The sequence below is a fragment of the Streptomyces chlorus genome (assembly GCF_042655885.1).
Lineage (GTDB): Bacteria > Actinomycetota > Actinomycetes > Streptomycetales > Streptomycetaceae > Streptomyces > Streptomyces chlorus.
In genome coordinates, this window is record NZ_JBHSOA010000139.1 from 30,408 (window position 1) to 56,507 (window position 26,100).

16 protein-coding genes and 1 pseudogene are annotated in these 26,100 nt (G+C 71.3%); 10 read left to right on the forward strand and 7 right to left on the reverse strand.

Annotation, left to right across the window (positions count from 1 at the left end):
• Positions 1 to 97 precede the first annotated feature (97 nt).
• Both mca and ACFPZI_RS36340 read left to right on the forward strand, forming a co-directional pair.
• Positions 98 to 979, forward strand: a complete 882-nt coding sequence (mca, locus tag ACFPZI_RS36335) for a mycothiol conjugate amidase Mca (protein ID WP_381371425.1) — start codon at positions 98 to 100, stop codon at positions 977 to 979.
• On the forward strand, positions 972 to 1,232 hold the full coding sequence (locus ACFPZI_RS36340) for a hypothetical protein (protein WP_381371426.1): 261 nt from the start codon (positions 972 to 974) through the stop codon (positions 1,230 to 1,232). Before mca ends, ACFPZI_RS36340 begins: the two co-directional genes overlap by 8 nt.
• 401 nt (positions 1,233 to 1,633) lie before the next feature.
• Here ACFPZI_RS36340 and ACFPZI_RS36345 read toward each other — a convergent pair whose 3' ends face one another.
• The gene (locus tag ACFPZI_RS36345; protein ID WP_381371427.1) at positions 1,634 to 4,852 is read right to left on the reverse strand and encodes a tetratricopeptide repeat protein; all 3,219 of its coding nucleotides are present in this window, start codon (positions 4,850 to 4,852) and stop codon (positions 1,634 to 1,636) included.
• 280 nt (positions 4,853 to 5,132) lie between these two features.
• On the opposite strand from ACFPZI_RS36345, the gene ACFPZI_RS36350 reads away from it, so the two are divergent.
• The 5 genes from ACFPZI_RS36350 to ACFPZI_RS36370 all read left to right on the forward strand — a co-directional run bounded on the left by ACFPZI_RS36350 (position 5,133) and on the right by ACFPZI_RS36370 (position 14,353).
• Complete coding sequence (locus ACFPZI_RS36350) at positions 5,133 to 7,175, forward strand: thioredoxin domain-containing protein (RefSeq protein WP_381371428.1); 2,043 nt, start codon at positions 5,133 to 5,135, stop codon at positions 7,173 to 7,175.
• 266 nt (positions 7,176 to 7,441) lie between these two features.
• The gene (locus tag ACFPZI_RS36355) at positions 7,442 to 8,710 is read left to right on the forward strand and encodes a glycosyltransferase (protein ID WP_381371429.1); all 1,269 of its coding nucleotides are present in this window, start codon (positions 7,442 to 7,444) and stop codon (positions 8,708 to 8,710) included.
• Complete coding sequence (locus tag ACFPZI_RS36360; protein WP_381371430.1) at positions 8,707 to 10,596, forward strand: phospholipid carrier-dependent glycosyltransferase; 1,890 nt, start codon at positions 8,707 to 8,709, stop codon at positions 10,594 to 10,596. Before ACFPZI_RS36355 ends, ACFPZI_RS36360 begins: the two co-directional genes overlap by 4 nt.
• On the forward strand, positions 10,593 to 11,906 hold the full coding sequence (locus tag ACFPZI_RS36365; RefSeq protein WP_381371431.1) for a glycosyltransferase: 1,314 nt from the start codon (positions 10,593 to 10,595) through the stop codon (positions 11,904 to 11,906). The genes ACFPZI_RS36360 and ACFPZI_RS36365 overlap by 4 nt, the downstream gene beginning before the upstream one ends.
• Positions 11,903 to 14,353 carry a galactose oxidase-like domain-containing protein gene (locus ACFPZI_RS36370; protein WP_381371432.1) on the forward strand — a complete coding sequence of 817 codons (2,451 nt, stop codon included), beginning with the start codon at positions 11,903 to 11,905 and terminating at the stop codon, positions 14,351 to 14,353. The genes ACFPZI_RS36365 and ACFPZI_RS36370 overlap by 4 nt, the downstream gene beginning before the upstream one ends.
• Before the next feature lie 39 nt (positions 14,354 to 14,392).
• Here ACFPZI_RS36370 and ACFPZI_RS36375 read toward each other — a convergent pair whose 3' ends face one another.
• Together ACFPZI_RS36375 and trhA are read right to left on the reverse strand one after the other, a co-directional pair.
• Positions 14,393 to 15,124, reverse strand: coding sequence for a Mut7-C RNAse domain-containing protein (locus tag ACFPZI_RS36375; protein WP_381371433.1), 732 nt, complete (start codon positions 15,122 to 15,124; stop codon positions 14,393 to 14,395).
• Between the two features lie 81 nt (positions 15,125 to 15,205).
• A complete protein-coding gene (trhA, locus tag ACFPZI_RS36380) occupies positions 15,206 to 15,937 on the reverse strand; it encodes a PAQR family membrane homeostasis protein TrhA (RefSeq protein ID WP_381371434.1) in 732 nt (243 codons plus the stop codon).
• A gap of 407 nt (positions 15,938 to 16,344) precedes the next feature.
• On the opposite strand from trhA, the gene ACFPZI_RS36385 reads away from it, so the two are divergent.
• Positions 16,345 to 18,165, forward strand: a complete 1,821-nt coding sequence (locus ACFPZI_RS36385) for a phosphoenolpyruvate carboxykinase (GTP) (RefSeq protein WP_381371435.1) — start codon at positions 16,345 to 16,347, stop codon at positions 18,163 to 18,165.
• A 761-nt stretch (positions 18,166 to 18,926) separates the two neighbouring features.
• Here ACFPZI_RS36385 and ACFPZI_RS36390 read toward each other — a convergent pair.
• Positions 18,927 to 20,327 carry an SMI1/KNR4 family protein gene (locus ACFPZI_RS36390; protein WP_381371436.1) on the reverse strand — a complete coding sequence of 467 codons (1,401 nt, stop codon included), beginning with the start codon at positions 20,325 to 20,327 and terminating at the stop codon, positions 18,927 to 18,929.
• 176 nt (positions 20,328 to 20,503) lie between these two features.
• Here ACFPZI_RS36390 and ACFPZI_RS36395 point away from each other — a divergent pair.
• Positions 20,504 to 21,031 (forward strand): annotated as a pseudogene (locus tag ACFPZI_RS36395) (peptidoglycan recognition protein family protein); the annotation flags it as partial.
• A 163-nt stretch (positions 21,032 to 21,194) separates the two neighbouring features.
• On the opposite strand, the gene ACFPZI_RS36400 reads toward ACFPZI_RS36395, so the two are convergent.
• The gene (locus ACFPZI_RS36400) at positions 21,195 to 21,617 is read right to left on the reverse strand and encodes an SCO4983 family protein (protein WP_381371437.1); all 423 of its coding nucleotides are present in this window, start codon (positions 21,615 to 21,617) and stop codon (positions 21,195 to 21,197) included.
• Positions 21,618 to 21,791: 174 nt separating this feature from the next.
• Positions 21,792 to 23,003, reverse strand: coding sequence for a pyridoxal phosphate-dependent aminotransferase (locus tag ACFPZI_RS36405; RefSeq protein WP_381371438.1), 1,212 nt, complete (start codon positions 23,001 to 23,003; stop codon positions 21,792 to 21,794).
• A gap of 394 nt (positions 23,004 to 23,397) precedes the next feature.
• Here ACFPZI_RS36405 and ACFPZI_RS36410 point away from each other — a divergent pair, with 394 nt between their 5' ends.
• Positions 23,398 to 24,354, forward strand: a complete 957-nt coding sequence (locus ACFPZI_RS36410; RefSeq protein ID WP_381371439.1) for a S1 family peptidase — start codon at positions 23,398 to 23,400, stop codon at positions 24,352 to 24,354.
• A gap of 77 nt (positions 24,355 to 24,431) precedes the next feature.
• On the opposite strand, the gene ACFPZI_RS36415 is transcribed toward ACFPZI_RS36410, so the two are convergent.
• Positions 24,432 to 26,042: an N-acyl-D-amino-acid deacylase family protein gene (locus ACFPZI_RS36415; protein WP_381371440.1), complete on the reverse strand. Its 1,611-nt coding sequence runs from the start codon at positions 26,040 to 26,042 to the stop codon at positions 24,432 to 24,434.
• Between the last annotated feature and the right edge of the window lie 58 nt (positions 26,043 to 26,100).

The window sequence follows — 26,100 nt, forward strand, 5'->3', positions numbered from 1 at the left end:
CGCCCGCTCGCCACCCCACCGCGACGTCCTACAGGACAGCCGCCGACGGGAGCGCGTGCCGGGTGCGCGGGGCGCCTACCGACTTGAGGAATGAGTCTTGACTGACCAGTTGCGACTGATGGCCGTGCACGCCCACCCCGACGACGAGTCGAGCAAGGGCGCGGCCACCATGGCGAAGTACGTGTCCGAGGGGGTGGACGTGCTGGTCGTGACCTGCACGGGCGGGGAGCGCGGCTCCATTCTCAACCCCAGACTGCAGGGTGATCCGTACATCGAGGAGAACATCCACGAGGTACGCAGGAAGGAGATGGACGAGGCCCGGGAGATCCTCGGGGTGAAGCAGGAATGGCTCGGCTTCGTCGACTCCGGTCTGCCCGAGGGCGACCCGCTGCCCCCGCTGCCCGAGGGCTGCTTCGCCCTGGAGGACGTGGACAAGGCGGCCGGGGAGCTGGTGCGGAGGATCCGCGCGTTCCGTCCCCAGGTGATCACCACTTACGACGAGAACGGCGGCTACCCGCACCCCGACCACATCATGACCCACAAGATCACGATGGTGGCGTTCGAGGGCGCGACGGACACCGGGACGTACCCGGAGGACGAGTTCGGCCCGGCCTTCCAGCCGCTGAAGGTCTATTACAACCAGGGTTTCAACCGCCCCCGCACCGAGACGCTGCACCAGGCGCTGCTGGACCGCGGCCTGGAGTCGCCGTACGGGGACTGGCTCAAGCGCTGGGCGGAGTTCGAACGCAAGGAGCGCACGCTCACCACGCACATTCCGTGTGCGGACTTCTTCGAGATCCGTGACAAGGCCCTGATCGCGCACGCCACACAGATCGACCCCGACGGGGGCTGGTTCCGGATCCCGATGGAGATCCAGAAGGAGGTCTGGCCCACCGAGGAGTACGAGCTGGCGAAGTCCTTCGTGGATACCTCCCTCCCCGAGGACGACCTCTTCGCGGGCATCCGCGACAATGCCTGATATGAGCGCAAGCGCAAACCTGGCAATGAGCCACCTGGTCACCCTCGCCGAGCTCGACGAGGACAAGGTCACCCCCGGTGTCCTCGGCTTCATCGTGTTCGCGGTGATGGCCCTGGCGGTCTGGGGTCTGATGAAGTCGATGAACCGGCACATGACCCGGGTCGACTTCGCCGAGCCTGGGTCCCGGACGGCGGAAGCCGAGAACGCCGGGCAGCCGGCCGCAGACGAGGCAGGGAAGAAGAAGCAGGGCTGATCCGCGTAGCCTTCCGATGGCCCCGGAAGGCTACGCGGCAGCACACCGCGCGGCAGCACACCGCGCGGCAGCACACCGCGGGGCAGCACACCGCGGGGCAGCACACCGCGGGGCAGCACACCGCGGGGTCGCCCGCGTCACAGCGGCGCCCGCCTGGCCGCGTCGCCGGGCCGCTCGCGCTGCCGGGCCGCCGGGCTGTCGCGTCGCCGCGCTGCCGCGCAGCCAGTCGACGCGGGCCCGCAGCAGGATCTCGTCGGCCTGCTCCGGGAGGCCGGTCCAGGACGTCTTCCGCCACCGGCCCGCACCGCAGCCGGCGAACAGCGGTCGGCAACAGCAGCCACCAGAGGTTTCGGCGGCGCCGGTCGCGCACGCCGACCACAAGGTCCTGGAGCACACCGGCGTCACCCCACCGGGCCGCCCTGCGTAGGCGACCCCATGGCCACCCCCATCACCTCGCGCGCCTGGCGGCTGGGGACCATGCCCAGGCGCCAGGCCTGCCAGCCCGCCTCCAGGCTCGCCCCCCGCTCCAGCAGCAGCTGGTAGGCGTCCACGTAGTCGCCCAGCTTCTCGTCGCGGGCGGCGTGCGTGGTCCGGCCGAGCTGGGCCAGCTCCTCCTGGGCCACCGCCGTACCGACCTCCGTGCCGCCCGGGGCCGCGTACGGGAGCAGGGTGCAGCGCAGGAACCGGGCCCAGTCCTCGCCGCGCCGGTCCCCGTAGGACGCGAACAGCGTCGCCGCCTCGTCGCACAGGGCCAGCGCCTGCTGGGTCCGGGCGTTGCCCGCGTCGACGACCGCCAGCTCCAGGCAGGTCCACGCCTCGCCGTGGGCCACCCCGATGCGATGGAAGTCCGCGCGGGCGTCGACCAGCAGCTGACGGGCGAAGCCGGAGTTGCGCAGCGAACCGGTCTGCGCGGCCCGCTGGTCGCGGGTGACGCGGGCCGAGTGGTGCCGGGCGCAGGCCAGCCCGTACACGTCCCGCATCCGGGAGAACATGGTGCGGGACCGCTCCAGTTCGCGCACCGCCCGGTCCAGGTCCCCGGTCTCCTCCAGCGCCTGGCCCAGGTAGTACAGCGTCCACGCCTCCCCGCGCGCGTCCTCGTTGTCCCGGTGCCGGGCGGCGGCCTGCCGCAGGTCCTCCACCGCCGGTGAGGCGTCCCCCTCGATCAGCCGGGCACGGGCCAGCTGGGTCAGCGCCCACGCCTCGCCGCGGGCGTCGTGGGTACGGCCGTACAGCTCGAGCGCGGTGCGCAGCTCCGTCTCGGCGCGCGGGACGTCGCCCATCCGCAGGTTCAGCTGCCCGAGCTGGAAGTGCGCCCACGCCTGGCCGTGCACGGACTCGCCCGCCCGGTGCAGCACCAGCGACTCGGTGAGCAGGTCCAGGGCCTCGGACAGCCGGGACCGGTCGCGTTCCACCGCGGCCAGCGCGTGCATCGTCCACGCCCGGTCGGTGGCCAGCTGGGGCGCGGACTGCAGGTCCATCGCCTCCCGCAGCCGTGCCGACGCCTCCGTCAGATTGCCCTGGTGGTGCAGCGTGATGCCCAGCGAGGTCAGGGCCCGCGCGGCCCCCGCGTCGTGATGTGCCTCCCGGTACAGGTCGACCACCGACGTCAGGGTCGTCCGCGCCTTGTCCAGCTCGCCCAGCTGTCGGGCCGCGATACCGGTGCGCCACTGCACCGAACGCACCAGCAGCCCTTCGTCCACGTCCTGCGCCAGCTCACTGATCTCCCCGAGCCGGTACAGGTCGCCGCGCAGCAGGCAGTAGTCGCACAGGGCGCCGAGGAGGTTCAGCACCGCCCCCCGGTCGACGCCCTCCGCGTGCCGCAGCGCCGCCGTGATGAAGCTCGACTCGTCGTCCAGCCAGCGCAGCGCCTCGTCCAGTGACGTGAAGCCGTACGGGCCGAAGCGGTCCGAGCGGGTCGACATGTTCCCGTCGACCAGCCGCAGCACCGAGTCGGCCAGCTCGGCGTAGTTCACGATCAGCCGCTCCTGCGCCGCCGCCCGCTCGGCCGGGTCCTCCTCGTCGAGGAGACGGGCCAGCGCGAAGGCGCGGACGAGGTCGTGCAGCCGGTAGCGGCCCTGCCGCACCGGGGTGATCAGACCGGCCCGGGACAGCGCCTCCAGATGCCGCCGCGCCTCGGCCTCGTCGGTCCCGAGCACCGCGGCCGCCGCGGCCGCGCCCAGCGAGACCCGGCCCGCCAGCGCCAGCCGCCGCAGCAGCCGCCGCAGCGTCTGAGGCTGGTCGGTGTAGCGCAGCCACAGGGCGCGCTCGACCGGGTCGACCGGGCCGTAGGCGCTCAGGTCCGAGGCCAGCGCACGCGGCGAGCGCGCACCCAGCGACGAACCGGCGATCCGCAGCGCCAGCGGCAGCCCGCCGCACAGCTCCCGGATCCGGTCGGCGGACTCGGCGTCGTAGGGTTCGGACGAGTCCTGCGCGGCGTCGGCCAGCAGCTCCTCCGAACCCGCCGGGTCCAGTGCCTCCACGTGCAGCTGGTGCACCCGGGCAGGCAGATCGTCGGGCAGGCCGAGCGGCGCGCGGGAGGTCACCAGGACCAGGCTGTCGGAACGCTCCGGCAGCAGGGTGCGGACCTGCTGCGGGTCCGCGGCGTCGTCGAGGACGACCGTCACCGGCATGCCCGTCACATGCTGGTGGTACAGCTCGCTCAGCCGTCTGACCTGCTGGTCGGGCGAGGACCGCTCACGGAACAGCAACTGCTCGCGGGGCGCCCCCAGCCGGTTCAGCAGATGCAGCAGCGCGTCCCGGGTGGGCAGGGGCGCCTCGCCGGGGCTGTCGGCGCGCAGATCGACCACGCAGGCACCGCGGAAGTAGTCCTTCAGGTCGTGCGTGGCGCGCACCGCGAGCGTGGTCCGGCCGCTGCCGGACGCCCCGTGCAGCACCACCACGGTCGGCAGCGTCCGAGTGGTCGCACGCGCGGCCTGCACCCACTGCCGGATCTGCGCCATCTCCCGCCGCCGCCCCGCGAACGCCCCCACCGGCTCGGGCAGTTGCCCGAACGACTGCTCGAGGACACTGCGCCCGCGGGCCGCCGCGCTCTTGTCGGCGCCGCGCAGCCGCGGTCCCGTCTGCTTGGGGCCGGTGGACGCGGCGAGCATCCGCTGCTGGTCCAGGAACGGCCGGATGCCGCGCACCTCCAGCGCCGTCAGCCACTGCAGCCGCAGCTGCTCGGGCCCGCCCGGCTGGCTCACCGCGCCGGCCCGGTGGTGGGCGGCGGGCACATGCGCGCCCACGACCTTCACCACGGTCGCCGCCGCCCCGGCCACCCCGACGGCCACGCCCGCGCCGAGCGCCGTCCCGGTCCCGGTGCCGAGGACGAGGTCGGCGGCCACGGCCGCCGCCCCCGCCACCCCGGCCACGAGCAACGGCGTCCCGGCGCCCTCGCGGGCGTACCGCTGGCGAAAGGTGAGCTGCCCGGCCGCCGCGTCGTCCAGGGCACGGGTGTACGCCTCGTACTCCTCGGCCGCCGTCCGCGCCATCGCGTCCAGCGCGCCGCGCACCCGGGACAGCAGCACCTTTCCGTCGGTGCGCCCGCCCGACCGGCGCACCTCTTCCTCCACAGCCCGTGCCAACAGCCGCTCGGCGTCCGCACGATGACTGTCCCGCATGTCACGCCCCCTCCGGCGGCCCCGGGTCGCACCCGGTGTGCCCGGCTGTCCTCGGGCCCCTCCCGTCCCCTCCCCGAGACCCTCTCCGGTTATGCGTGGGCTAAGTGTCCTGTACACGCCATATCTCGGGGAAGGGGGACAAGGTGCCGTCGGAGGAGTCGTCCGAGGAGAGATCCGGGCGGACATCCGGGCGGAGGCCCGAGCGGACATCCGGGTAACGGACAGCGGCCGGGCGCCTGGGCACAGCGGTGCCGTGCCGGTACTGGGGCAGGATGGACCCATGTCGAACCGACTGGCCCACGAGACGTCCCCCTACCTCCTTCAGCACGCCGACAACCCCGTCGACTGGTGGCCCTGGTCGGACGAGGCCTTCGCGGAGGCGCGCGAGCGGAACGTGCCCGTCCTGCTGAGCGTCGGGTACGCGAGCTGCCACTGGTGTCATGTGATGGCGCACGAGTCGTTCGAGGACCAGGACACCGCCGACTACCTGAACGCGCACTTCGTGAGCGTCAAGGTGGACCGGGAGGAGCGTCCCGACGTGGACGCGGTCTACATGGAGGCCGTGCAGGCGGCGACCGGGCAGGGCGGCTGGCCGATGACCGTGTTCCTCACCCCGGACGCCGAGCCGTTCTACTTCGGCACCTACTTCCCGCCCGAGCCCCGCCAGGGCATGCCGTCCTTCCGGCAGCTGCTCCAAGGCGTGCACCAGGCCTGGGACGAGCGCCGGGACGAGGTCGCCGAGGTCGCCGGGAAGATCGTGCGGGACCTGGCCGGACGGGAGATCTCCTACGGCGACGCGCAGCTGCCCGGCGAGGAGCAACAGGCGCAGGCGCTGCTCGGCCTGACCAGGGAGTACGACCCGCAGCGCGGCGGATTCGGCGGGGCGCCGAAGTTCCCGCCGTCCATGGTGATGGAGTTCCTGCTCAGGCACCACGCCCGCACCGGCGCCGAGGGCGCCCTGCAGATGGCGCGGGACACCGCCGAGCAGATGGCCCGCGGCGGGATCTACGACCAGCTCGGCGGCGGCTTCGCCCGCTACTCCGTCGACCGGGACTGGACGGTGCCGCACTTCGAGAAGATGCTCTACGACAACGCCCTGCTGTGCCGCGTCTACGCCCACCTCTGGCGGTCCACCGGGTCGGAGCTCGCGCGCCGGGTCGCGCTGGAGACGGCCGACTTCATGGTCCGCGAACTGCGCACACCGGAGGGCGGGTTCGCGTCCGCGCTCGATGCCGACAGTGACGACGGCACGGGGCGGCACGTCGAGGGGGCGTACTACGTCTGGACGCCCGCGCAGTTGCGGGAGGTGCTCGGCGAGCAGGACGCCGAACTCGCCGTGCGGTACTTCGGGGTGACGGAGGAGGGCACCTTCGAGGAAGGCGCCTCCGTACTTCAACTGCCCCAACAGGACGAGGTGTTCGACGCCGACCGGATCGCCGGCCCCGGCGGGATCAGGGAGCGGCTGCTGGCGGCGCGCGGCGTCCGTCCCGCTCCCGGCCGGGACGACAAGGTCGTCGCCGCCTGGAACGGGCTGGCCATCGCCGCGCTCGCCGAGACCGGTGCCTACTTCGACCGGCCGGACCTGACCGAGGCCGCCGTCACCGCCGCCGATCTGCTGGTCCGGGTGCACTTCGACGACCACGCCCGGATCGCCCGGACCAGCAAGGACGGCCGCGTCGGCGGCAACGCCGGGGTCCTGGAGGACTACGCCGACGCCGCCGAGGGCTTCCTCGCGCTGGCCTCGGTGACCGGGGAGGGGGTGTGGCTGGAATTCGCCGGGCTGCTGCTCGACCACGTGCTGGCCCGCTTCGCCGACCCCGAGTCGGGTGCCCTGTACGACACGGCGTCCGACGCCGAGCGGCTCATCCGGCGCCCGCAGGACCCGACGGACAACGCCGTCCCGTCCGGCTGGACGGCCGCCGCCGGCGCGCTGCTCGGGTATGCGGCGCAGACCGGCTCCGCGGCTCATCGCACCGCTGCGGAAAGGGCGTTGGGCGTGGTGAAGGCGCTCGGTCCGCGGGTGCCGCGGTTCGTCGGCTGGGGGCTCGCGGTCGCCGAGGCGGCGCTGGACGGCCCGCGGGAGATCGCGGTGGTCGGCCCGGCGCTCGACGACCCGGCCACAACGGTTTTGCACCGTACGGCACTTCTGGGCACCACCCCGGGGGCGGTGGTCGCCGTCGGGACGCCGGAGAGCGACGAGTTCCCGCTGCTGGCCGACCGGCCCCTGGTGGGCGGTGAACCGGCCGCGTACGTCTGCCGCAACTTCACCTGTGACGTGCCGACGACCGATCCCGATCGGTTGAGCGCGGCCCTGGGCGGCTGAGGCGGCGAAGTGGGCAGGCGGCGGCTGGGTCCCACCAGGCCTCCTGGCCGCCGATGTGACCGGACATCAGGGAGACCGGTCGCAGAATGGCTTGATTCGGATACAACCGGTGGCTTTGAGTAACGACAAGCAACAGGTTCTTTATCCGAACACCTCCCAGATTTCACAACTCCCCCCTAATGTCTGCACGGTGACGTGACGGGCGTGTCGCCGTGTGAGTGGTGCGCCGTCATGTGCCGGGGGATCTGGGATCTGGGGGGATCTGTTTGCTCACGTCTGTGTTCATCTCTGTCGTTTCGCTGGCCTTGTTTTGGATGGCCGCGTTCACTCTGTGGTGGCAGATGCACGCCTGGCGCACGCCGGAAGTGCTGGCCTCCACCCGGTTCAGCAGCCCGGACGGCGGGGAGCACCGGTCCTTCTCGCTGCTGTTGCCTGCCCGGCACGAGCAGGCGGTGCTCGACCACACCATCCAGCGACTGCTGGAATCGAGCCACACCGACTTCGAGATCATCGTGATCGTCGGCCACGACGACCCGGAGACCGCCGCGGTCGCCGAGGCGGCGGCCGACCGCGACCCACGCGTCCGGGTCGTCGTCGACACGCACGAGAAGAAGAACAAACCGAAGGCCATGAACACGGCGCTGCCGCACTGCCGCGGCGATGTCGTCGGGGTCTTCGACGCCGAGGACCAGGTCCACCCGGAGCTGCTCGCCCATGTCGACCACGCCTTCCGCTCCACGGGCGCGGACGTCGTCCAGGGAGGGGTGCAGCTGATCAACTTCCACTCCAGCTGGTACAGCCTGCGCAACTGCCTGGAGTACTTCTTCTGGTTCCGCTCGCGGCTCCATCTGCATGCGCAGAAAGGTTTCATTCCGCTGGGCGGCAACACCGTCTTCGTCCGCACCGACGTGCTGCGGGCGGCGGACGGCTGGGATCCCGACTGCCTCGCCGAGGACTGCGACCTCGGCGTCCGGCTCTCCAGTGCGGGGAAGCGGGTCGTCGTCGCGTACGACTCCGACATGGTGACCCGGGAGGAGACACCCGGCTCACTGATGTCGCTGCTGAAACAGCGCACCCGCTGGAACCAGGGTTTCCTTCAGGTGTACCGGAAGAAGGACTGGAAGCAACTGCCCACGCTCGGGCAGCGGATGCTGGCCCGCTACACCCTGATGACGCCGTTCCTGCAGGCGTTCACCGGACTGATCATCCCGCTGAACGTGGCGATCGCGCTGTTCCTCGACGTGCCCGTCGGCATCGCCTTCGTCACCTTCCTGCCGGCCGTCACCGCCCTGGTCACCTTCGTGTTCGAGGTGGTCGGTCTGCACGACTTCGGCAAGCAGTACGGCCTCCGGGTCCGCTTCGTGCACTACCTCAAGCTCGTCGTCGGCGGCCCCTTCTACCAGGTGCTCCTCGCCGGCGCCGCGATCCGTGCCGTCTGGCGCGAGCAACGCGGGCGCAACGACTGGGAGTTGACCACGCATGTCGGCGCACACCTCGCTGCGGACGACGTGACCCGAGAGGACGTTCTCGCGTGACCTCCGCCCTCCCCGCGGCGAACGCCGCGGAAGCGATGACCGCTGCCCGAAACCGGACCGCCGGGACTGCCGAGACCCTCGAGACCACTGAGACTCCCGAGATCCCCGAGATCCCCGGGACCCTCGGGACCCCCGGGGCCACCGAGATCCCCGGGGCCACCGAGATCCCCGGGGCCATCGGGGCCACCGGGGCCATCGGGGCCACCGGGGCCATCGGGGCCACCGGGACTCCAGAGGCCCCCGGGACCGTCGTCACCGCCCCGAAGGTCCCCGCCCAGCGCGGCACCGCGCCCGGGGCCGGCCCCACCCGCACCCGCCGGCGGACGGAACAGCCGAGCCGCCTGCGCTCCTCCCGCTCCGACCTCCTCCTGTGCGGTGTCCTCCTGGTGGCGATCCTCGTCGTCCAGGGCTGGAACATCGGCTCCTATCCGACCCTCAGCGACGACGAGGGCACCTATCTCGCCCAGGCCTGGGCCGTCCAGGAGGGCAGGGGCCTCGCCCACTACACCTACTGGTACGACCACCCGCCCTTCGGCTGGATCCAGCTCGCCGTGCTGACCTGGATCCCCGCGATGATCAGCCCCGAGTCGATGACCGTCGGCACCATGCGTGCCGTGATGCTGCTGATCAGCGGTATCAGCGCGGTCCTCGTCCACGTCCTCGGGCGGCGGTTCGGGCTGCCCCGCTGGGCGGCCGGCCTCGGCATGGTCCTGTTCGGACTGTCCCCGCTGTCGGTGGTGCTCCAGCGCGAGATCTTCCTCGACAACCTCGCGGTGATGTGGACGCTGCTCGCGTTCACCCTCGCCGCCTCCCCGAGCCGTCACCTCTGGCACCACTTCGGCGCCGGGATCGCCGCCGCCACGGCGGTGCTCACCAAGGAGACGATGCTCGTCGTCCTGCCCGCCCTGTTCGTCACCGCGTGGCTGCACAGCCACCGGGACACCCGCAAGTTCGCGCTGACCGGCGCCGTCACGGCCTGCGCGCTGATCGGGTTCTCGTATCCGCTGTTCGCCCTGCTCAAGGGAGAGCTGTTCCCGGGCGGCGGGCACGTCTCCCTGTGGGAGGGCGTCCAGTACCAGCTGACCAGACCCGGTTCGGGATTCATCCTCGACCAGGGCTCCGGCTCGTGGGGCGTCCTGCAGTCCTGGCTGTACTACGACCGGGTGCTGCCGCTGGGCGGCCTGGCCGGGGCGCTGCTGCTGCTCGCCACCTGGCGCTGGTCGGTCACCGCCCGCGCGCTCGCCGGACCGGCGCTCACCGTGGCGGTCCTCGCCGCGCTCGCCCTGCGTCCGAGCGGCTATCTGCCCGCCATGTACGTGATCCAGGCGCTGCCGTTCCTCGCGCTCGTCCTCGCCGGCGGCACCGCGAGCGTCGCCCACGCCGTACTGCGCCGATGGCGGTCCGGCGCCGAGCGCCGGTCCGTCGGGTACGCCCGGTACGCGCTTGCCGTAGCCCTCGCCCTCGCCGCCTGCGCCTACGTCGTGCCCCGCTGGTACGACGGTGCCCGCACCGCGGTCACCGCCGACGTCAACGCCCCCTACGAGGCCGCGTCGCACTGGATGGCCACCGAGGTGGCCGACCCGGGCGGTACCCGGGTGCTGGTGGACGACGCGATGTGGCTGGACCTGGTGCACGCCGGGTACCGGCCGGGGCTCGGCGTCATCTGGTTCTACAAGGCCGACCTGGACCCGGCGGTGACGAAGACGATGCCGCGCGGCTGGCGGGACATCGACTACGTGGTCGCCTCGCCGACCGTACGGCGCGACGCGGTGGACCTGCCCAATGTCAAGGCGGCCATCAAGCACTCGGAGCCGGTCGCCGTGTTCGGCACGGGCGCGGACCGTATCGAGATCCGTCAGGTCATCGCCACCGGAGGTACCCGATGAGCCAGGAGTCCACGGCCCCCGGCGAGCTGGAGGCCCAGGTCCTCGACGCCGCCCCGGCCACCGCGGGCGTGCCGGAGCCCGGCGCGGTCACGATCGTCGTGCCGACGTTCAACGAGTCGGCGAACGTACGGCAGTTGCTGCGGCTGATCACCGAGTCGGTGCCGGCCCGGCTGCCCTGCGAGGTCCTCTTCGTGGACGACTCCACCGACGACACCCCTGACGTCGTCCGCGAGGCGGCCCGCGACTGTCCCTTTCCGGTGACCGTGCTGCACCGGGAGGAGGCGGTGGGCGGCCTCGGCGGTGCCGTCGTGGAGGGCATCGGGGCGGCTTCCTCGGACTGGGTCGTCGTCATGGACGGCGACTGCCAGCACCCGCCCTCCCTGGTACCGGAGCTGGTGGCGACGGGGGAGCGGGCGCAGGCCCAACTGGTCGTCGCCTCCCGGTACATCGAGGGAGGCAGCCGCGCCGGACTGGCCGGAAGCTACCGGGTGGCCGTCTCGCGCGGGGCGACCTGGCTGACCAAGTCCCTGTTCCCGCGGCGGCTGCACGGCATCAGCGACCCGATGAGCGGCTTCTTCGCCATCCGCCGCAGCGCCGTCACGGCCGACGTCCTCAAACCCCTCGGCTACAAGATCCTCCTCGAACTGGCCGTCCGCAGCCGCCCCCGCACGGTCGGCGAGGTGCCCTTCGTCTTCCGGGACCGGTTCGCCGGGGAGTCCAAGTCGACCGCCAAGGAAGGGCTGCGCTTCCTGCGGCACCTCGCCGGGCTGCGCATGGAGTCCTCGCCGGCCCGCATGATCGCCTTCGGGCTGATCGGGCTGACCGGCTTCGTGCCCAACCTGCTGGCGCTGTGGGCGCTGACCGGGGCGGGCCTGCACTACCTGCCGGCCGAGATCGCCGCCAACCAGTTCGGTGTGGCCTGGAACTTCCTGCTGATCGAGACACTGCTGTTCCGCGAACGGCGGCGGCACCGGCACTGGGCCGACCGCACGGCGCGGTTCGCGCTGCTGGCCAACGCCGATCTGCTGCTGCGGCTGCCGCTGATCGCCCTGCTGGTCGGCCGGTTCGGGATGGCCGTGCTGCCGGCCACCGCGCTGGCCCTCGTCACCACCTTCGTCCTGCGCTTCGCCGCCACCGAGGCGCTGGTGTACCTGCCCCGGAAGAGCCGCACCCGGAAGAGCCGCACAGCCAAGAGCCGCACCGCAAGGCGTCGTTCAGAAGAGAACCGCACCGAAGAGAGCCGCACCGAAGAGAGCCGCACCGAAGAGAGCCGCACCGAAGAGAGCCGCACCGCAAGGAGCACCGTATGAGAACGCACCGTACGAGAACGCCTGTGCGAGCCGGACGCCGTACCGCCCTGCTGGCCGTCGGCGCCCTGACCACCGGTCTTCTCCTCACCTCCCCGCAGCCCGCCTCGGCCGCCAACCTGATCACGAACCCCGGGTTCGAGACCGCCGGCGCGGACGACATGCCGCACTGCTGGGAGAAGTCCGGCTGGGGCGACAACGACTTCTCCTTCACCACCACCTCCGACGCCCACTCCGGCGACAGGGCGATGAAGGTCGAGCTGACCCGCCGCACCGAGGGCGACCGCAAGGCGCTGATCACCGAGTCCGCCGAGTGCGCGCCGGTCGTGACGCCGGGCAAGCAGTACGACCTGGGCCTCTGGTACAAGACGACGACCCCGGACGCCTCGCTCACCCTGTTCCGCCACGACGAGACGGCCGGCTGGCAGTACTGGACCGACCTGAAGACGCTGGACATGCGGCCCGCCGCCTGGACCGAGGCCACCGTCCGCACCCCGGAGGTCCCGGCCGGCACCGACCGCATCTCCTGGGGCGTCTCCGTCTACGGCACCGGCGCGGCCACCACCGACGACTACACGATGGAGCAGGTCGCCGAGCCGGTCCCGGACCCGGGCTGCACCGGCACCGCCCGGGAGTGCGCCGACGGCACGTGGGAGGTGCTGCCCACGCAGAACCCGGTCCGTTCGATGCACTCCGTGGTGCTGCACAACGGCAAGGTGCTGCTGATCGCGGGCTCCGGCAACAGCGAGGAGCTGTTCGAGGCCGGCACCTTCACCAGCGCCGTCTACGACCCCGAGGACGGCACCTACGAGGTCATCCCCACACCGGACGACATGTTCTGTGCCGGGCACGTGCAGCTCCAGGACGGCCGGGTGCTGGTGATGAGCGGCAACAAGGGCTATCCGTCCGCCGACGGCACGATCGGCTACCAGGGTTACAAGGACTCGTACGTCTTCGACCCGGAGACCGAGACCTACACCAGGACCAACGACATGAACGACGGCCACTGGTACCCGTCGGCGACGATCCTCGGCAACGGTGACGTGATCAGCTTCGGCGGTCTGCGCGAGGACTCCACCGGTTCGGTCACCGCCGACCTCTGGTCCGACGCCGAGCAGCGGTGGCTGCCGATGAACCAGGTCAACCAGACCTGGTCGTACTGGGGCCTGTACCCGTCGATGATCCTCATGCAGGACGGACGCCTGTTCTACTCGGGCAGCCATGTCTTCGGCAACAACATCCCGGGCACCGGCTCCGCGATCTACGACTACGACGCCAACACGGTCACCGAGGTCCCGGGCCTGCGGAACAAGGACGAGCGGGACCAGTCGGCGAGTGTGCTGCTGCCCCCGGCGCAGGACCAGAAGGTGCTCACCCTGGGCGGTGGCAACATCGACTCCAACCCGGACGCGAACAGGCTGACCGACATCATCGACCTCAAGGAGGTGAACCCCTCCTACGTCGCCGGGCCGCCGATCCCGCAGGGCACGGTCGACCACGGTGACGGCCCGGTGCCGCAGACCGGCGACCAGGGCAAGATGTACGTCTCCGCGGTCCTGCTGCCCGACGGCAAGGTGCTGGAGACCGGCGGCGCGCTGCACAACCGGGCCGACCCGGTCTTCGAGACGTCGGTCTTCGACCCGGCGTCGGAGACCTTCGATCCGGTGGCGGTCGATCCGGAGGCGCGCGGCTACCACTCCTCGGCGTTCCTGCTGCCCGACGGCCGGGTCATGACCACGGGAGACAACCCGGGCAACGGCAGCTGGAACCACAACGTGTCGGTCTACAGCCCGCCCTACCTGTTCAAGGGCGAGCGGCCGGTGATCACCTCGCTGATCGACAGCGAGTGGACCTACGGTGACACCCAGCGGATCACCGTCGACCGGCCCATCGCCAAGGCCGAGCTGATCCGCCCGGCGGCCGTCACCCACTCCTCCGACCCGAACCAGCGGTTCGTGGATCTGCCCCTGTCCGTCGACGGGAACGACGGGAACGACGGGACCACCGTCGACCTGAACGTGACGAGCAATCCCGACCTGGCGCCGCCCGGCTGGTACATGCTGTTCGCGGTGGACGCCCATGGCGTGCCCTCGGTCGCCGAGTGGGTGCATCTGCAGGGTCCGGCGGCGCTGACCGCCAAGGACGCCGGCGCCCATGTGCACGACTTCGCCGAGGCCCCCCGGGGCAAGGTCACCGGGCCCGGGAGGAAGCGCGCCGCGGAGCCGGTCCCGGCGACCGTTTCGGGCTGCGACCGGCACTACGGCTCGGCCAACGTCTGCGTACCGACCGCCTTCCCGGCCGAGGTCGGGGCGACGGCCGCCGCCCGCTGCGCCTGGCTGAAGCAGAACGAGTACGGCACGCTCGAGGTCAACGGCAAGGACGACCCGCTGCGGCTGGACCGGGACCGCGACGGCGTCGCCTGCGGCAAGGGCGACGTCCGGCGCGGCTGAGTACGGGCCGCACGGCGGAACCCCGGCCGGCCGGGTCGCTCAGTTCCCCTGGGCGACCCGGCTCAGCGCGCGTTCCACGATTGCCTCCAGCTGGTCGTGGTGCGCGCCCCGCCAGTAGGCGCGGCCGCAGTCGGCGCACTGGGCGAACACGTCGTACGAGCGGTGCGTGCCGCCCTTCAGCTGGTCGGCGACCTCGTCCTTGGTGGCGGCACGGAGCAGCCCGTTGCAGGCGGTACAGCGGGTCCAGGGGCGCAGCTCGGGCCGGAACCGGTCCAGGACGTACGGGAGCTGCTCGTCGGGCCCGGTGCTGTAGACGAACGCGCCGGCCCACAGTTCCCGGCGACGCAGCAGCCCGCGGTCGCGGCTGAGCATCACCCGCTTCTCGGACGCGGACCGGGCGGCCAGGGCGGGGTCGCCGATGTCCGTCGACTCGTACGCCGTGTCCACGCCCAGCAGCCGCAGCCGGCGGGCCAGCGTGCCGAGGTGGACGTCGAGGAGGAAGCGGAGCGGGGCGCCGGGTACGCGCTGGGGGTGGGCGACGGGGCGGACGGTGACCGACTCGCCCGCGGCCGGGAGGTGCGAGACGGGCACCGCCCGGCCGTCCACGAACAGCGCGCCGACCTCGGTCAGCGGGACGCCGAGGGACTCGACGACGTGACCGAGGGTGGAGACGCCGTCGGTCGGGGCCACCGCGCCGCCGGTGGTGCGTGCCCGGGGGACGAAGACGAGCAGTTCGGGGGCGAACTCGACGTGGATCTCGGGACCGTTCACCGGGTCAGGATGTCATGTGCGCGGCCCGCGGCCCCGGGATTTCCGGGTGCACCGGCCCGGGGCCGCGGGGCGCCCCTCGGCTCATCCGTGCTGGTAGGCCACCAGGGAGATGCCCACGTAGTGGGCGATGAAGGCGGCCAGGGTGAGGGAGTGGAAGACCTCGTGGAAGCCGAACCAGCGCGGCGACGGGTTGGGCTTCTTGATCCCGTAGATCACCCCGCCCGCGCTGTAGAGCAAGCCGCCGGCGATCACCAGGACCAGGACGGCGATGCCGCCGGTGCGCATGAAGTCGGGGAGGTAGAAGACGGCGGCCCAGCCCATCGCGATGTAGCACGGGGTGTAGAGCCACCGCGGGGCGCCCACCCAGAACACCCGGAAGGCGATCCCGGCCAGGGCGGCCGCCCAGATGCCCCACAGCAGCCACTGGCCCTTGGCCTCCGGCAGGAGCAGCAGGGTGAGCGGGGTGTAGGTGCCGGCGATGATCAGGAAGATGTTGGCGTGATCGAGGCGCCGGAGCACGCCGTCCATGCGCGGACTCCAGTCGCCCCGGTGGTACAGGGCGCTCACGCCGAACAGCAGGCAGGCCGTCAGCGCGAAGACCGCGCAGGCGACACGGCCCCGGGTCGAGTCGGCGAGGGCGACGAGCACCAGCCCGGCGACCAGGACGGCGGGGAACATGCCCAGGTGCAGCCAGCCGCGGAGCTTGGGTTTGACCGGGTACGGGAGGTCGAGCGGGACCGGGCCGCGGCCTTCGGCCGGCTGTCCCGCGGGTGTGTCAGGCGCGTCGGGGGCGTCGGAGGCGAACGCTGTCATGACCGCCATCGTACCTACGGAACCGTAAGTTACAGGTCGGTGCACCGGAATCGACCCTGCCGAAGTTGCCATCCTCTCACGTGGGGTACTCGCCAGTACGCCCCCTGGCGCATCCCGTGGCCGCGCAGGGGAGCCGCGAGGGAGTCGTGGACAAGGCGGTGAAGAGATGGTCGGACGAACGCAATGTGCCCGCAAAGAGACCCGGCGGGCACACACGCCCTTCCGGGAGACAGTGGCCATCATCACTCTGCTCACATGTGAGACCCCCTGGACAGATGGGCACTCGCATCAGAGGATCAAATGAGTGCGGTCGGCACCGGATGAGCGCCCAGGATTCCACCGTGAAGTATCCGGGCCGCAGCCCCCACGGGGCCCTCCAGACAAAGAACCCTCACTTAGGAGCAATCGTGGCGCGCGACATCGCGGCTCCCAGCGTCCCCACCACCCACCAGGGACTCATCTCCTGGGTCAACGAGATCGCCGAGCTGACCCAGCCGGACCATGTGGTCTGGTGCGACGGTTCCGAGGCCGAGTACCAGCGGCTGAGCGAGGAACTGGTCGACAAGGGCACGTTCCGCAAACTCGACCCGATCAAGCGCCCCAACTCCTACTACGCGGCCTCCGACCCCAGCGACGTCGCCCGCGTCGAGGACCGCACCTTCATCTGCTCCGAGAAGGAGGAGGACGCCGGGCCCACCAACCACTGGAAGGCCCCCGGCGAGATGAGGGAGATCTTCACCGGTGAGAAGGGCGTCTTCCGCGGCTCCATGAAGGGCCGCACCCTGTACGTGGTGCCCTTCTGCATGGGCCCCCTCGGCTCACCGCTGTCCGCGATCGGTGTCGAGATCACCGACTCCGCGTACGTCGCCGTCTCCATGCGCACCATGACCCGCATGGGCCAGGACGTCCTGGACGAACTCGGCGACGACGGCTTCTTCGTCAAGGCCGTGCACTCCGTCGGCGCTCCCCTGGAGCCCGGCCAGGAGGACGTGCCCTGGCCCTGCAACCGGACCAAGTACATCTCGCACTTCCCCGAGGACCGCGAGATCTGGTCCTACGGCTCCGGCTACGGCGGCAACGCCCTGCTCGGCAAGAAGTGCTACGCCCTGCGCATCGCCTCCGTCATGGCCCGCGACGAGGGCTGGCTCGCCGAGCACATGCTGATCCTCAAGCTCACCCCGCCCACCGGTGAATCCAAGTACGTCGCCGCGGCCTTCCCCAGCGCCTGCGGCAAGACCAACCTCGCCATGCTGGAGCCCACGGTCTCCGGCTGGACCGTCGAGACGATCGGCGACGACATCGCCTGGATGCGGTTCGGCGAGGACGGCCGCCTCTACGCGATCAACCCCGAGGCCGGCTTCTTCGGCGTCGCGCCCGGCACCGGCGAGCACACCAACGCCAACGCGATGAAGACCCTGTGGGGCAACTCCATCTTCACCAACGTCGCTCTCACCGACGACGGCGACGTGTGGTGGGAGGGCATGACGGAGGAGACCCCGGCCCACCTGACCGACTGGAAGGGCAACGACTGGACGCCCGAGTCCGGCACGCCCGCCGCCCACCCCAACGCCCGCTTCACCACGCCTGCCGCGCAGTGCCCGATCATCGCGCCCGAGTGGGAGGACCCCAAGGGCGTGCCGATCTCCGCGATCCTCTTCGGCGGCCGCCGCGCCACCGCCGTACCGCTGGTCACGGAGTCCTTCGACTGGAACCACGGCGTCTTCCTCGGCGCCAACGTGGCCTCCGAGAAGACCGCCGCCGCCGAGGGCAAGGTCGGTGAGCTGCGCCGCGACCCCTTCGCCATGCTGCCGTTCTGCGGCTACAACATGGGCGACTACATGGGCCACTGGATCGACGTGGCGAAGGACAAGGACCAGTCCAAGCTGCCGAAGATCTACTACGTCAACTGGTTCCGCAAGAACGACGAGGGCATGTTCGTCTGGCCCGGCTTCGGCGAGAACAGCCGCGTCCTGAAGTGGATCGTGGAGCGCCTGACGGGCAAGGCGGACGGCGTCGAGACCCCGATCGGCGTCCTGCCGACCCGGGAGGCCCTCGACACGGACGGCCTCGAACTGGCCGACGCGGACCTGGACTTCCTGCTCAGCGTCGACAAGGAGGTGTGGCGCGAGGAGGCCGCCCTGGTCCCCGATCACCTCAACACCTTCGGCGACCACACACCCACCGAGCTGTGGGACCAGTACCGCGCCCTGGTGCAGCGCCTGGGCTGAGCGCCCGCAAAGACTCCGCGGCCGGTTGGGATGGGATGCCCTGACCAGCGATCGTCACGACCGGCCGCGGGACAGGCAGGCGAGGCCCCGTACAACGGCGTGCGGGGCCCTGGGCCTGTCGTCACCCTCCCGCCCGCCCCGGCGGGACAGGGCGACGACAGGCCTTCGCCCGTATGGCGCCCGTAGGCCCCGGGGCGGACGCCGAACTCCCAGCCCTCCGGTATCTGGCAGACGAAAGCCATCTCCACGCCGCACGCGCACCGGTAGTACTCGGGGTACTGCGCCCAGGACGCCGTACCACCCACCTTGAAATGCGCTTTGAACGGCCCCTCCGGGGTGTCCACGAAGGGCCGCAGGGACAGGGGCAGGGCGCGTACGGCCGGTTCGGGCTCCGCTTCCGGCCCCCGGGTCACGCTGCAGCAGCACCCGCCAGAACGCGCCCGGGAACGGCGGCTGCGGAACCTCCCAGAACCGCGGCACGAGGCGGTCGTCGGCCGTCACCGGGTCGGACGCGTCGTTGTGGTGGGCGCAGTGGAAGACCGACAGGTGTTCTCCGCCGAAGAACTCGACGTCGTCCGGCAGATCCAGTTGGAAGAACAACGCCATCCGGTCGCCGCAGAAGCACCGCGGCCACTCCTGGTCGTCGTCGAGGAAAGGCCACCCGCCCAACGAGTCCCGCGCCGGCCGGTCCAGCGGCTCGGTACCGATCTCGACCTTGTAGGCGGGCAGCGCCGCCCACATCTCCTCCACTCCGCCGTCGCTCACCGGATGCCCCCAGCCCTCCGGCCGGTGTCCAGGCCGGCTTCGAGGACGGTCCGGGTGATCAAGGGACGGTCCCACAGGGCGAGGAGCTCGTTCGCGAGGGCCAGGAACGGAAGCGGGTGCTGTCCGCCCCACACCTCGATGGCGGCCGCCGACAGGCTCCGTGGCACAGCGCCCGCGTCGAGCAGCACGCGCCACTCCTCGGGGCCGAGGCTCAGGTACTCCAGACCGGTCAGCCCGGCGATCTCCAGGGGGTCGGCCAGCGTCCCCGGGTAGACGGTGAGGGTCCGCAGACGGGGGAGCCCGACGACCGGGGCGAGGCTGAGCGGCTCGCCCTCCCACACGCCGATGCCGAGCACCTCCAGCTCGGGATGGGCGGCGGCCTCCACACTGTCCAGACTGCGGACGTTCACCCGGGCCACCACCGGCGGGCTGTCCGCGTCACGGCCCGAGTACCAGCCGTCGGGGCGGTTGAGCACCATGTCGGTGAGGGAGTCTGCGCGCAGTCCGGCGCCGACGTTCCGCTCGTGGTCGATCACGATGACCTGCCCGGTGTGTCCACCCGGGCCCGGTGTCAGGTCGAGGGCCAGCCGGTCGCCGCCGCCGTTGTCGCCGAAGACGATCCAGCCGGGCGAGCCGACCAGGCCCTGCACGGCGGCGTCCGACGGGGTGACGACCGCGTCCGTGGCGGCGAACTGCCAGGGGCACGGACGGGACCGCGCGTCCGCGATGTACAGCCCGTCCAGGGAGAACAGCTCGCAGCCGACCGCGTCGCCATGGCGCTCCGCCGTCTCGTAGTCGCCGCTCCAGTCCTGCCAACGTGCCCGGGTCACGCGGTAGAGCGCCTTGAGTTCGTCGGGCAGTGGGATGCCGAGGCGGGCTTCCGTCTCCGCGATCTCCGTCTCGGTGGCACCGATGGCGTCGGGGAGCCGCTCGCGGAGGGTGCGCTCCAGCAGCGCCGGGTCCGCCGACGGGGCCGGCGCCGCGCCCGGCACCATCTCGGGCAGGCGCCGCCAGGGTTCGGGGACGGCGTCGTCGACCAGGAGCAGGGCACCCACGAAGGGGCTCATGAAGCCGGGCTCCACGGCAGGGCCCGGCTCGACGATATGGAGCAGGGTCTTTCCGCCCGGTGCCGTCTCCACCATGAACGAGACACCGTTCGCGCCGTCGGCCTTGAGGGCGGCCTGCACACGCTCCACGGCGGTGAACTCGTCCTGCACGTCCTCCACCTGGGAGGCACGCCACGGCACAGGGCGTGGCCGTTGCACCGGCACGCTCCAACTGCCGAGGCTGATATGACCCGTAACGAAACCACTCGGCGCGGCAAGCTGCTCCGCGTTGGACGCCCGCACGAGCCGCAGCAGCGGCTCCCAGGTCGCGAAGTCATGTAGAGAGGACAACGGTGTTCTCCGGTCGGTTGAAGACAGGGAAGCGGTCGGTCACGGAGGGGCGGCTCAGTCGCCCCCCTCGGTCATGAATCTGGCGCGATCCTAGGGCTGGCCACTGACAGTGGGCGGCGCAGCTGCTGGACCGGGCTGCGATCGGCTGTCAGTGAAGCTTCCCCTTGATCGTGGACAAGGCCGACGCGGTCTTCGTGCACCACACCGCCGGGACGAACAGCTACGAGTGCGCCGACTCGCCCGCCATCATCCGGGCGATTCTCACGTACCACGTGGAGACCAACGGCTGGAGCGACATCGGCTACAACTTCTTCGTCGACAAGTGCGGAACGGTCTTCGAGGGCCGCGCGGGCGGCACCGGCAAGCCCGTCCGGGGCGCTCACACCTACGGCTTCAACGGCTACTCGTCGGGCATCTCGCTGCTCGGCGACTACGAGAACGGCGGCACGCCGACCCCCGCGGCCAAGCAGGCGATCGCCGACCTCTCCGCCTGGAAGCTCGGCCTGTACGGCGTCGACCCGGAGGCGAAGGTGACACTCACCGCCGCGGCTGACACCGGAGTCTGGAAGAACGGCGACAAGGCCACGCTGAACACGATTTCCGGCCACCGCGACGGCTTCGCCACGCTCTGTCCGGGCGTCGCGCTCTACTCGGCGCTGCCGGAGATCCGCCGCACGGCGGGCGCGTCGGAGTACGCGGGCTGATTCCGCGGACGCGAGCTGATCCCGAGGGGAAACGGCGAAGGGGCACTTCGGGCGGACTGCGCGGAGTGCCCCTTCGGCTGGGGGCGGTGCGAGGCGCCCGGTCCGCGCCTCGCTGTGGGTGCACGCGGACCGGGGCCGTTGGCGGGAGCCCCGGGGGTGGGGCTCAGCGGGCCGCGAGTTCGCGTGACTCGAGGGCCGCGGTGTGCGCGTCCATCCGCTCGGCGGCCAGGATCGCGGCCACCGTGTCGGCGCGGGACGCGGCGACGACCAGGGCGCGGCCCGCGAGGGCGTGCGCCTGTCGGTGCAGGGCGGTGACGCAGGGCGCGCTCCCGCTGGTGGTCGCCGACGCGCGGGCCGGCTTACGTCCTCCCCGCAGGCGGGTCACCTGCTCGGCGAGCCGCTCGGCCGCGGTGTCCAGATCGGCCGAGGGTGCCGCGACACGCAGCTCGTCGGTGACGGCGAGCAGTGCGTCGAGATGGCCCGCGAGCTGAGTGTCCAGCTCTTCCTCGCGGGAGCGGCGGGGGAAGTCGTGAGGAGTGCCGGCCATCGTGCGGTGGACCGACTTGGTGCGGATCGGTTCATACATGGATGGCCTCCTAGAACTAACAGGAACCCATCCTAGCTTAGAATTCGTCTAAAGTTGAGCGGTTGACAGAATCGGACAGAGTGAACACGCAGGGTGAGGGTGCCGATGTGCCCGTCCACGGCGCCGACGGGAACGGGGTGCATCGCGTCCGTGCGATTTCGGGCCGGGCGCCGGTCAGGGCTGGTGGTAACCGTCCAGGAAGCGGGCGATCCGGCCCACCGCGTCCCTCAGGTCGTCGGCCGACGGCAGGGTCACCACCCGGAAGTGGTCGGGCTCGGACCAGTTGAAGCCCGTGCCGTGCACGACCATGATCTTCTCGCTGCGCAGCAGGTCGAGGACCATCTGCCGGTCGTCCTTGATCTTGAAGACATTGGGGTCGAGGCGCGGGAAGAGGTACAGCGCCCCCTTCGGCTTCACACAGGTCACGCCCGGGATCTGGGTCAGCAGCTCGTACGCCACGTCCCGCTGTTCGCGCAGTCGGCCGCCCGGTAGCACCAGGTCGTTGATCGTCTGGCGTCCGCTGAGCGCCGCGACCACTCCGTGCTGGCCCGGCATGTTCGCGCACAGGCGCATGTTCGCCAGGATCGTCAGGCCCTCGAGGTAGGAGTCGGCGTGCGCGCGGGGCCCGGAGATCGCCATCCAGCCCACCCGGTATCCGGCCACCCGGTACGCCTTCGACATGCCGTTGAAGGTGAGGGTGAGCAGGTCGGGGGCGATCGAGGCGGTGGGGGTGTGCGTGGCGCCGTCGTAGAGGATCCTGTCGTAGATCTCGTCCGAGCAGACCAGCAGGTTGTGCCGGCGGGCGATGTCGGTCAGGCCCCTGACCATCGCCTCGTCGTAGACCGCGCCGGTCGGGTTGTTCGGGTTGATGATGACGATCGCCTTGGTGCGGTCGGTGACCTTGCGTTCGATGTCGGCGAGGTCCGGCATCCAGTCGGACTGCTCGTCGCAGCGGTAGTGCACCGCCGTACCGCCGGACAGGGCGACGGCCGCCGTCCACAGCGGATAGTCCGGCGAAGGGACCAGTACCTCGTCCCCGTCGTCGAGCAGCGCCTGCATCGCCATCACGATCAGCTCGGAGACGCCGTTGCCGATGTAGACGTGCTCGACGTCGGTCTCGATGCCGAGGGTCTGGTTGTGCATCACGACCGCCCGGCGTGCGGCCAGCAGTCCCTTCGCGTCGCCGTAGCCGTGCGCCGACGACACGTTGCGAAGGACGTCCTCCAGGATCTCGGGCGGGCACTCGAACCCGAACGCGGCCGGATTGCCGGTGTTGAGCTTGAGGATGCGGTGCCCGGCCGCCTCCAGCCGCATCGCCTCCTCGAGCACCGGGCCCCGGATCTCGTAACAGACGTTGGCGAGCTTGGTCGACTGGATCACCTGCATGCTGGGAGTTTACGGCCCGGTAATGCCGTTTGCGGCGTGTGATCCGCCACGTGGGGTGCTCCGGTTCGGGTGGTGTGTCCGGCGGCTCGCCCCGGAAGTGGTCCCGGAAGTGGTTCCGGAGGCTGTCCTGGGAGCGGCCCCGGGTGTCGCCGTTGAAGCCGCCGCGGAAGCCGCCTCCATCACCTCCACACCGGGCCTCCCCGTCGCGGGCGCCTCTCCTGCCGCCTGCGCGGGGAGGGTGGTCCGGGCGGCGGAACCTTCCGGCCGGAAGGCCTGAAACAGCGTCTTGTCCCCCGGTTGTGACGTACTGACAATGTGCATGTCAATCAATCCTGTGGGTGACCGGAGGAATCCGCCGCCTTTCGCAGGATTCGTCGCAGGAGGGGACCCCCACATGAGAAAATCTCTCGTCGTCGCGCTCTGTGCCCTGGCCCTGGCCGGGGCGGGCGTCACCCCCGCGGTCGCCGCCGCGCCCACCCCCACGGGCGCGGACACGGACACGGCCACGGGTACCGGTGCGGGCACGGGTTCGGGTTCGACCGCGGTGCTCGACCTCGTCGACGGCATCGCCGGCACCGCGGCGGACACTCTGTCCGGTCTCACCGGGCCGAAGGCCGCCGCGGTGAACTTCGCGGGCACCGTCTCGCTGAGCAACTGCTCGGGCTCCGTCGTCCGCCTGCCCCAGTCGGCGAGCAGCGACCCCGCGCTGGTGCTCACCAACGGTCACTGCCTGGAGAGCGGCTTCCCCGCGGCCGGCGAGGTCCTCGTCGACCGGGCGTCCAGCCGTACCTTCGGACTGCTCAACTCCGCCGGCACCCGGGTCGCCACCCTGCGCGCCAACCGGCTCGTCTACGCGACCATGACCGACACCGATGCGGCGGTCTACCGGCTCAGCACCAGCTACGCGCAGATCAAGAGCACGTACGGCATCGACCCGCTCACCCTCGACAGCGCCCGCCCGGCCGCCGGCACCGCCATCAGCGTGGTCTCCGGGTACTGGAAGCGGATCTACACCTGTTCCGTCGACGGATTCGCCTACCGGCTGAAGGAGGGGAACTGGACCTGGAAGGACTCGGTCCGGTACACCCCCGCCTGCGACACCATCGGCGGCACCTCCGGCTCACCGGTCGTCGACGTCGCCACCGGCAAGGTGGTCGCCGTCAACAACACCGGCAACGAGGACGGCGCGCGCTGCACGGTCAACAACCCGTGCGAGGTCGACGCGAACGGTGCCGTCACAGTCCGCCAGGGAATCAACTACGCCCAGCAGACCTACCCGTTCACCGCGTGCTTCGGCGCGGGCAGCAGGCTCGACCTCGGCGCGAGCGGCTGCACCCTGCCCAAGCCGTAGGCGAAGGGCCGGCCGGACCGGACGCGAGGTGGGCCGGGCGCGAGGCGGATCGGACGCGAGCGGGACCGGGCGGGAGGTCAGCGGGGTGACCTGCGGACCGCCCGTCCCGCCAGTACGTCGGTGCGCCGCCCGTCCTCGATCACGAACCGCCCGTCGACCAGCACGTAGGGGATGCCCGTCGGCAGCGTCCGGGGCTGCTCGAAGGTGGAGCCGGCGGCCACTGTCTCCGGATCGAAGAGCACCAGGTCCGCCCGGTAGCCCTCGCGGACCAGCCCGCGGTCCGCGAGCCGCAGCCGGGCGGCCGGCCGGGACGTCAGACGCGCGACGCACTCCTCCAGCGACAGTACGCCCAACTCCCGTACGTACCGCCCGAGATACTGCGGGAAGGTGCCGTACGCGCGCGGGTGCGGCTTGGCGCCCTGGAGGATGCCGTCCGAGCCGCCGGTGTGCACCCGGTGCCGCATGATCTCCCGTACGTTCTCCTCGTGGCCGACGTGCTGGAGGATCGAGGGGGCCAGCCTGTCCTTGAGCAGCAGCTCGCGGGCGAGGGCCCACGGGCTCTCGCCGCGCAGCGCGGCCGACTCCTGGACCGTGCGGCCCACGTACTCGCCGAGCGCGGGGTCGCCCACCCCGGAGATCTCGATGGTGTCCCACTCGATGGGCACACCGTGGCAGCCGTCCGAGCCGGTGACCTCCAGGTGGTGCCGGATCCGCTCGGCCGTCGCGTCCTCCGCGAGCCGCCTGAGGGTCTCCTCCGGGCCGCCCTCGCCCGCCCAGCTCGGCAGCATGGCGACCAGCGTGGTGCAGCCCGGCGTGTACGGGTATGTGTCGAGGCTGATGTCGGCGCCGGCGGCGAGCGCGTCGTCCAGCAGTGCCAGCAGCTCGGGCGCCCTGCCCTTGTTCACACCGAAGTTCATCGTCGCGTGCGCCAGGTGCAGCGGGCAGCCCGCCTCCCGGGTGAGCGTCACCATCTCCTCGTACGCCTGGAGCGCGCCCGCGCCGTAGGAGCGGTGGTGCGGGCAGTAGTAGCCGCCGTACCGGGCCACCACCCGGCACAGTTCGGTGAGTTCGGCGTCCTTGGCGTACATGCCGGGCGTGTACGTCAGCCCCGACGACATGCCGACCGCGCCCTGCTCCATGCCCTCGGCGACCAGTTGGCGCATCCGGTCCAGCTCGGCGGGGGTGGCCTCCCGGTCCTCCCAGCCGACGACGAGCGCGCGGACCGTGCCCTGCGGGATCAGGTACGCGGCGTTGACCGCGATGCCACGGTCGAGCCGGTCCAGGTACTCGCCCACCGACCGCCAGTCGAAGTCGATGTCGTCCCCGCCGCCGTTCCACCCGGCGATCGCGCGGCGGACCTCGCCGAGCGTGCGGTCGTCGACCGGCGCGTACGACAGGCCGTCCTGGCCCAGCACCTCGAGGGTGACGCCCTGCGCGGCCTTGGCGCTGTGGTCGGGGTCGCGCAGCAGCGCCAGATCGCTGTGGGCGTGCATGTCGATGAAGCCGGGGGAGAGGACCAGCCCCTCCGCGTCCAGTTCGTGGCGGGCCTTCGGGCGCTGACAGCCCGCTGCCGCCGCTTCCTTCACGATCGAGACGATACGGCCGCCGTCGACGACCACATCCGCGCGGTACGCGCTGTCGCCGGAGCCGTCCACGACGTCGGCATCCCGGATGACGAGCTCTTCCATGCCACGGCCTCCTAGACCCGTACTTCGCGGGTCCCTCGATCGTGAAGATCAAGTGATC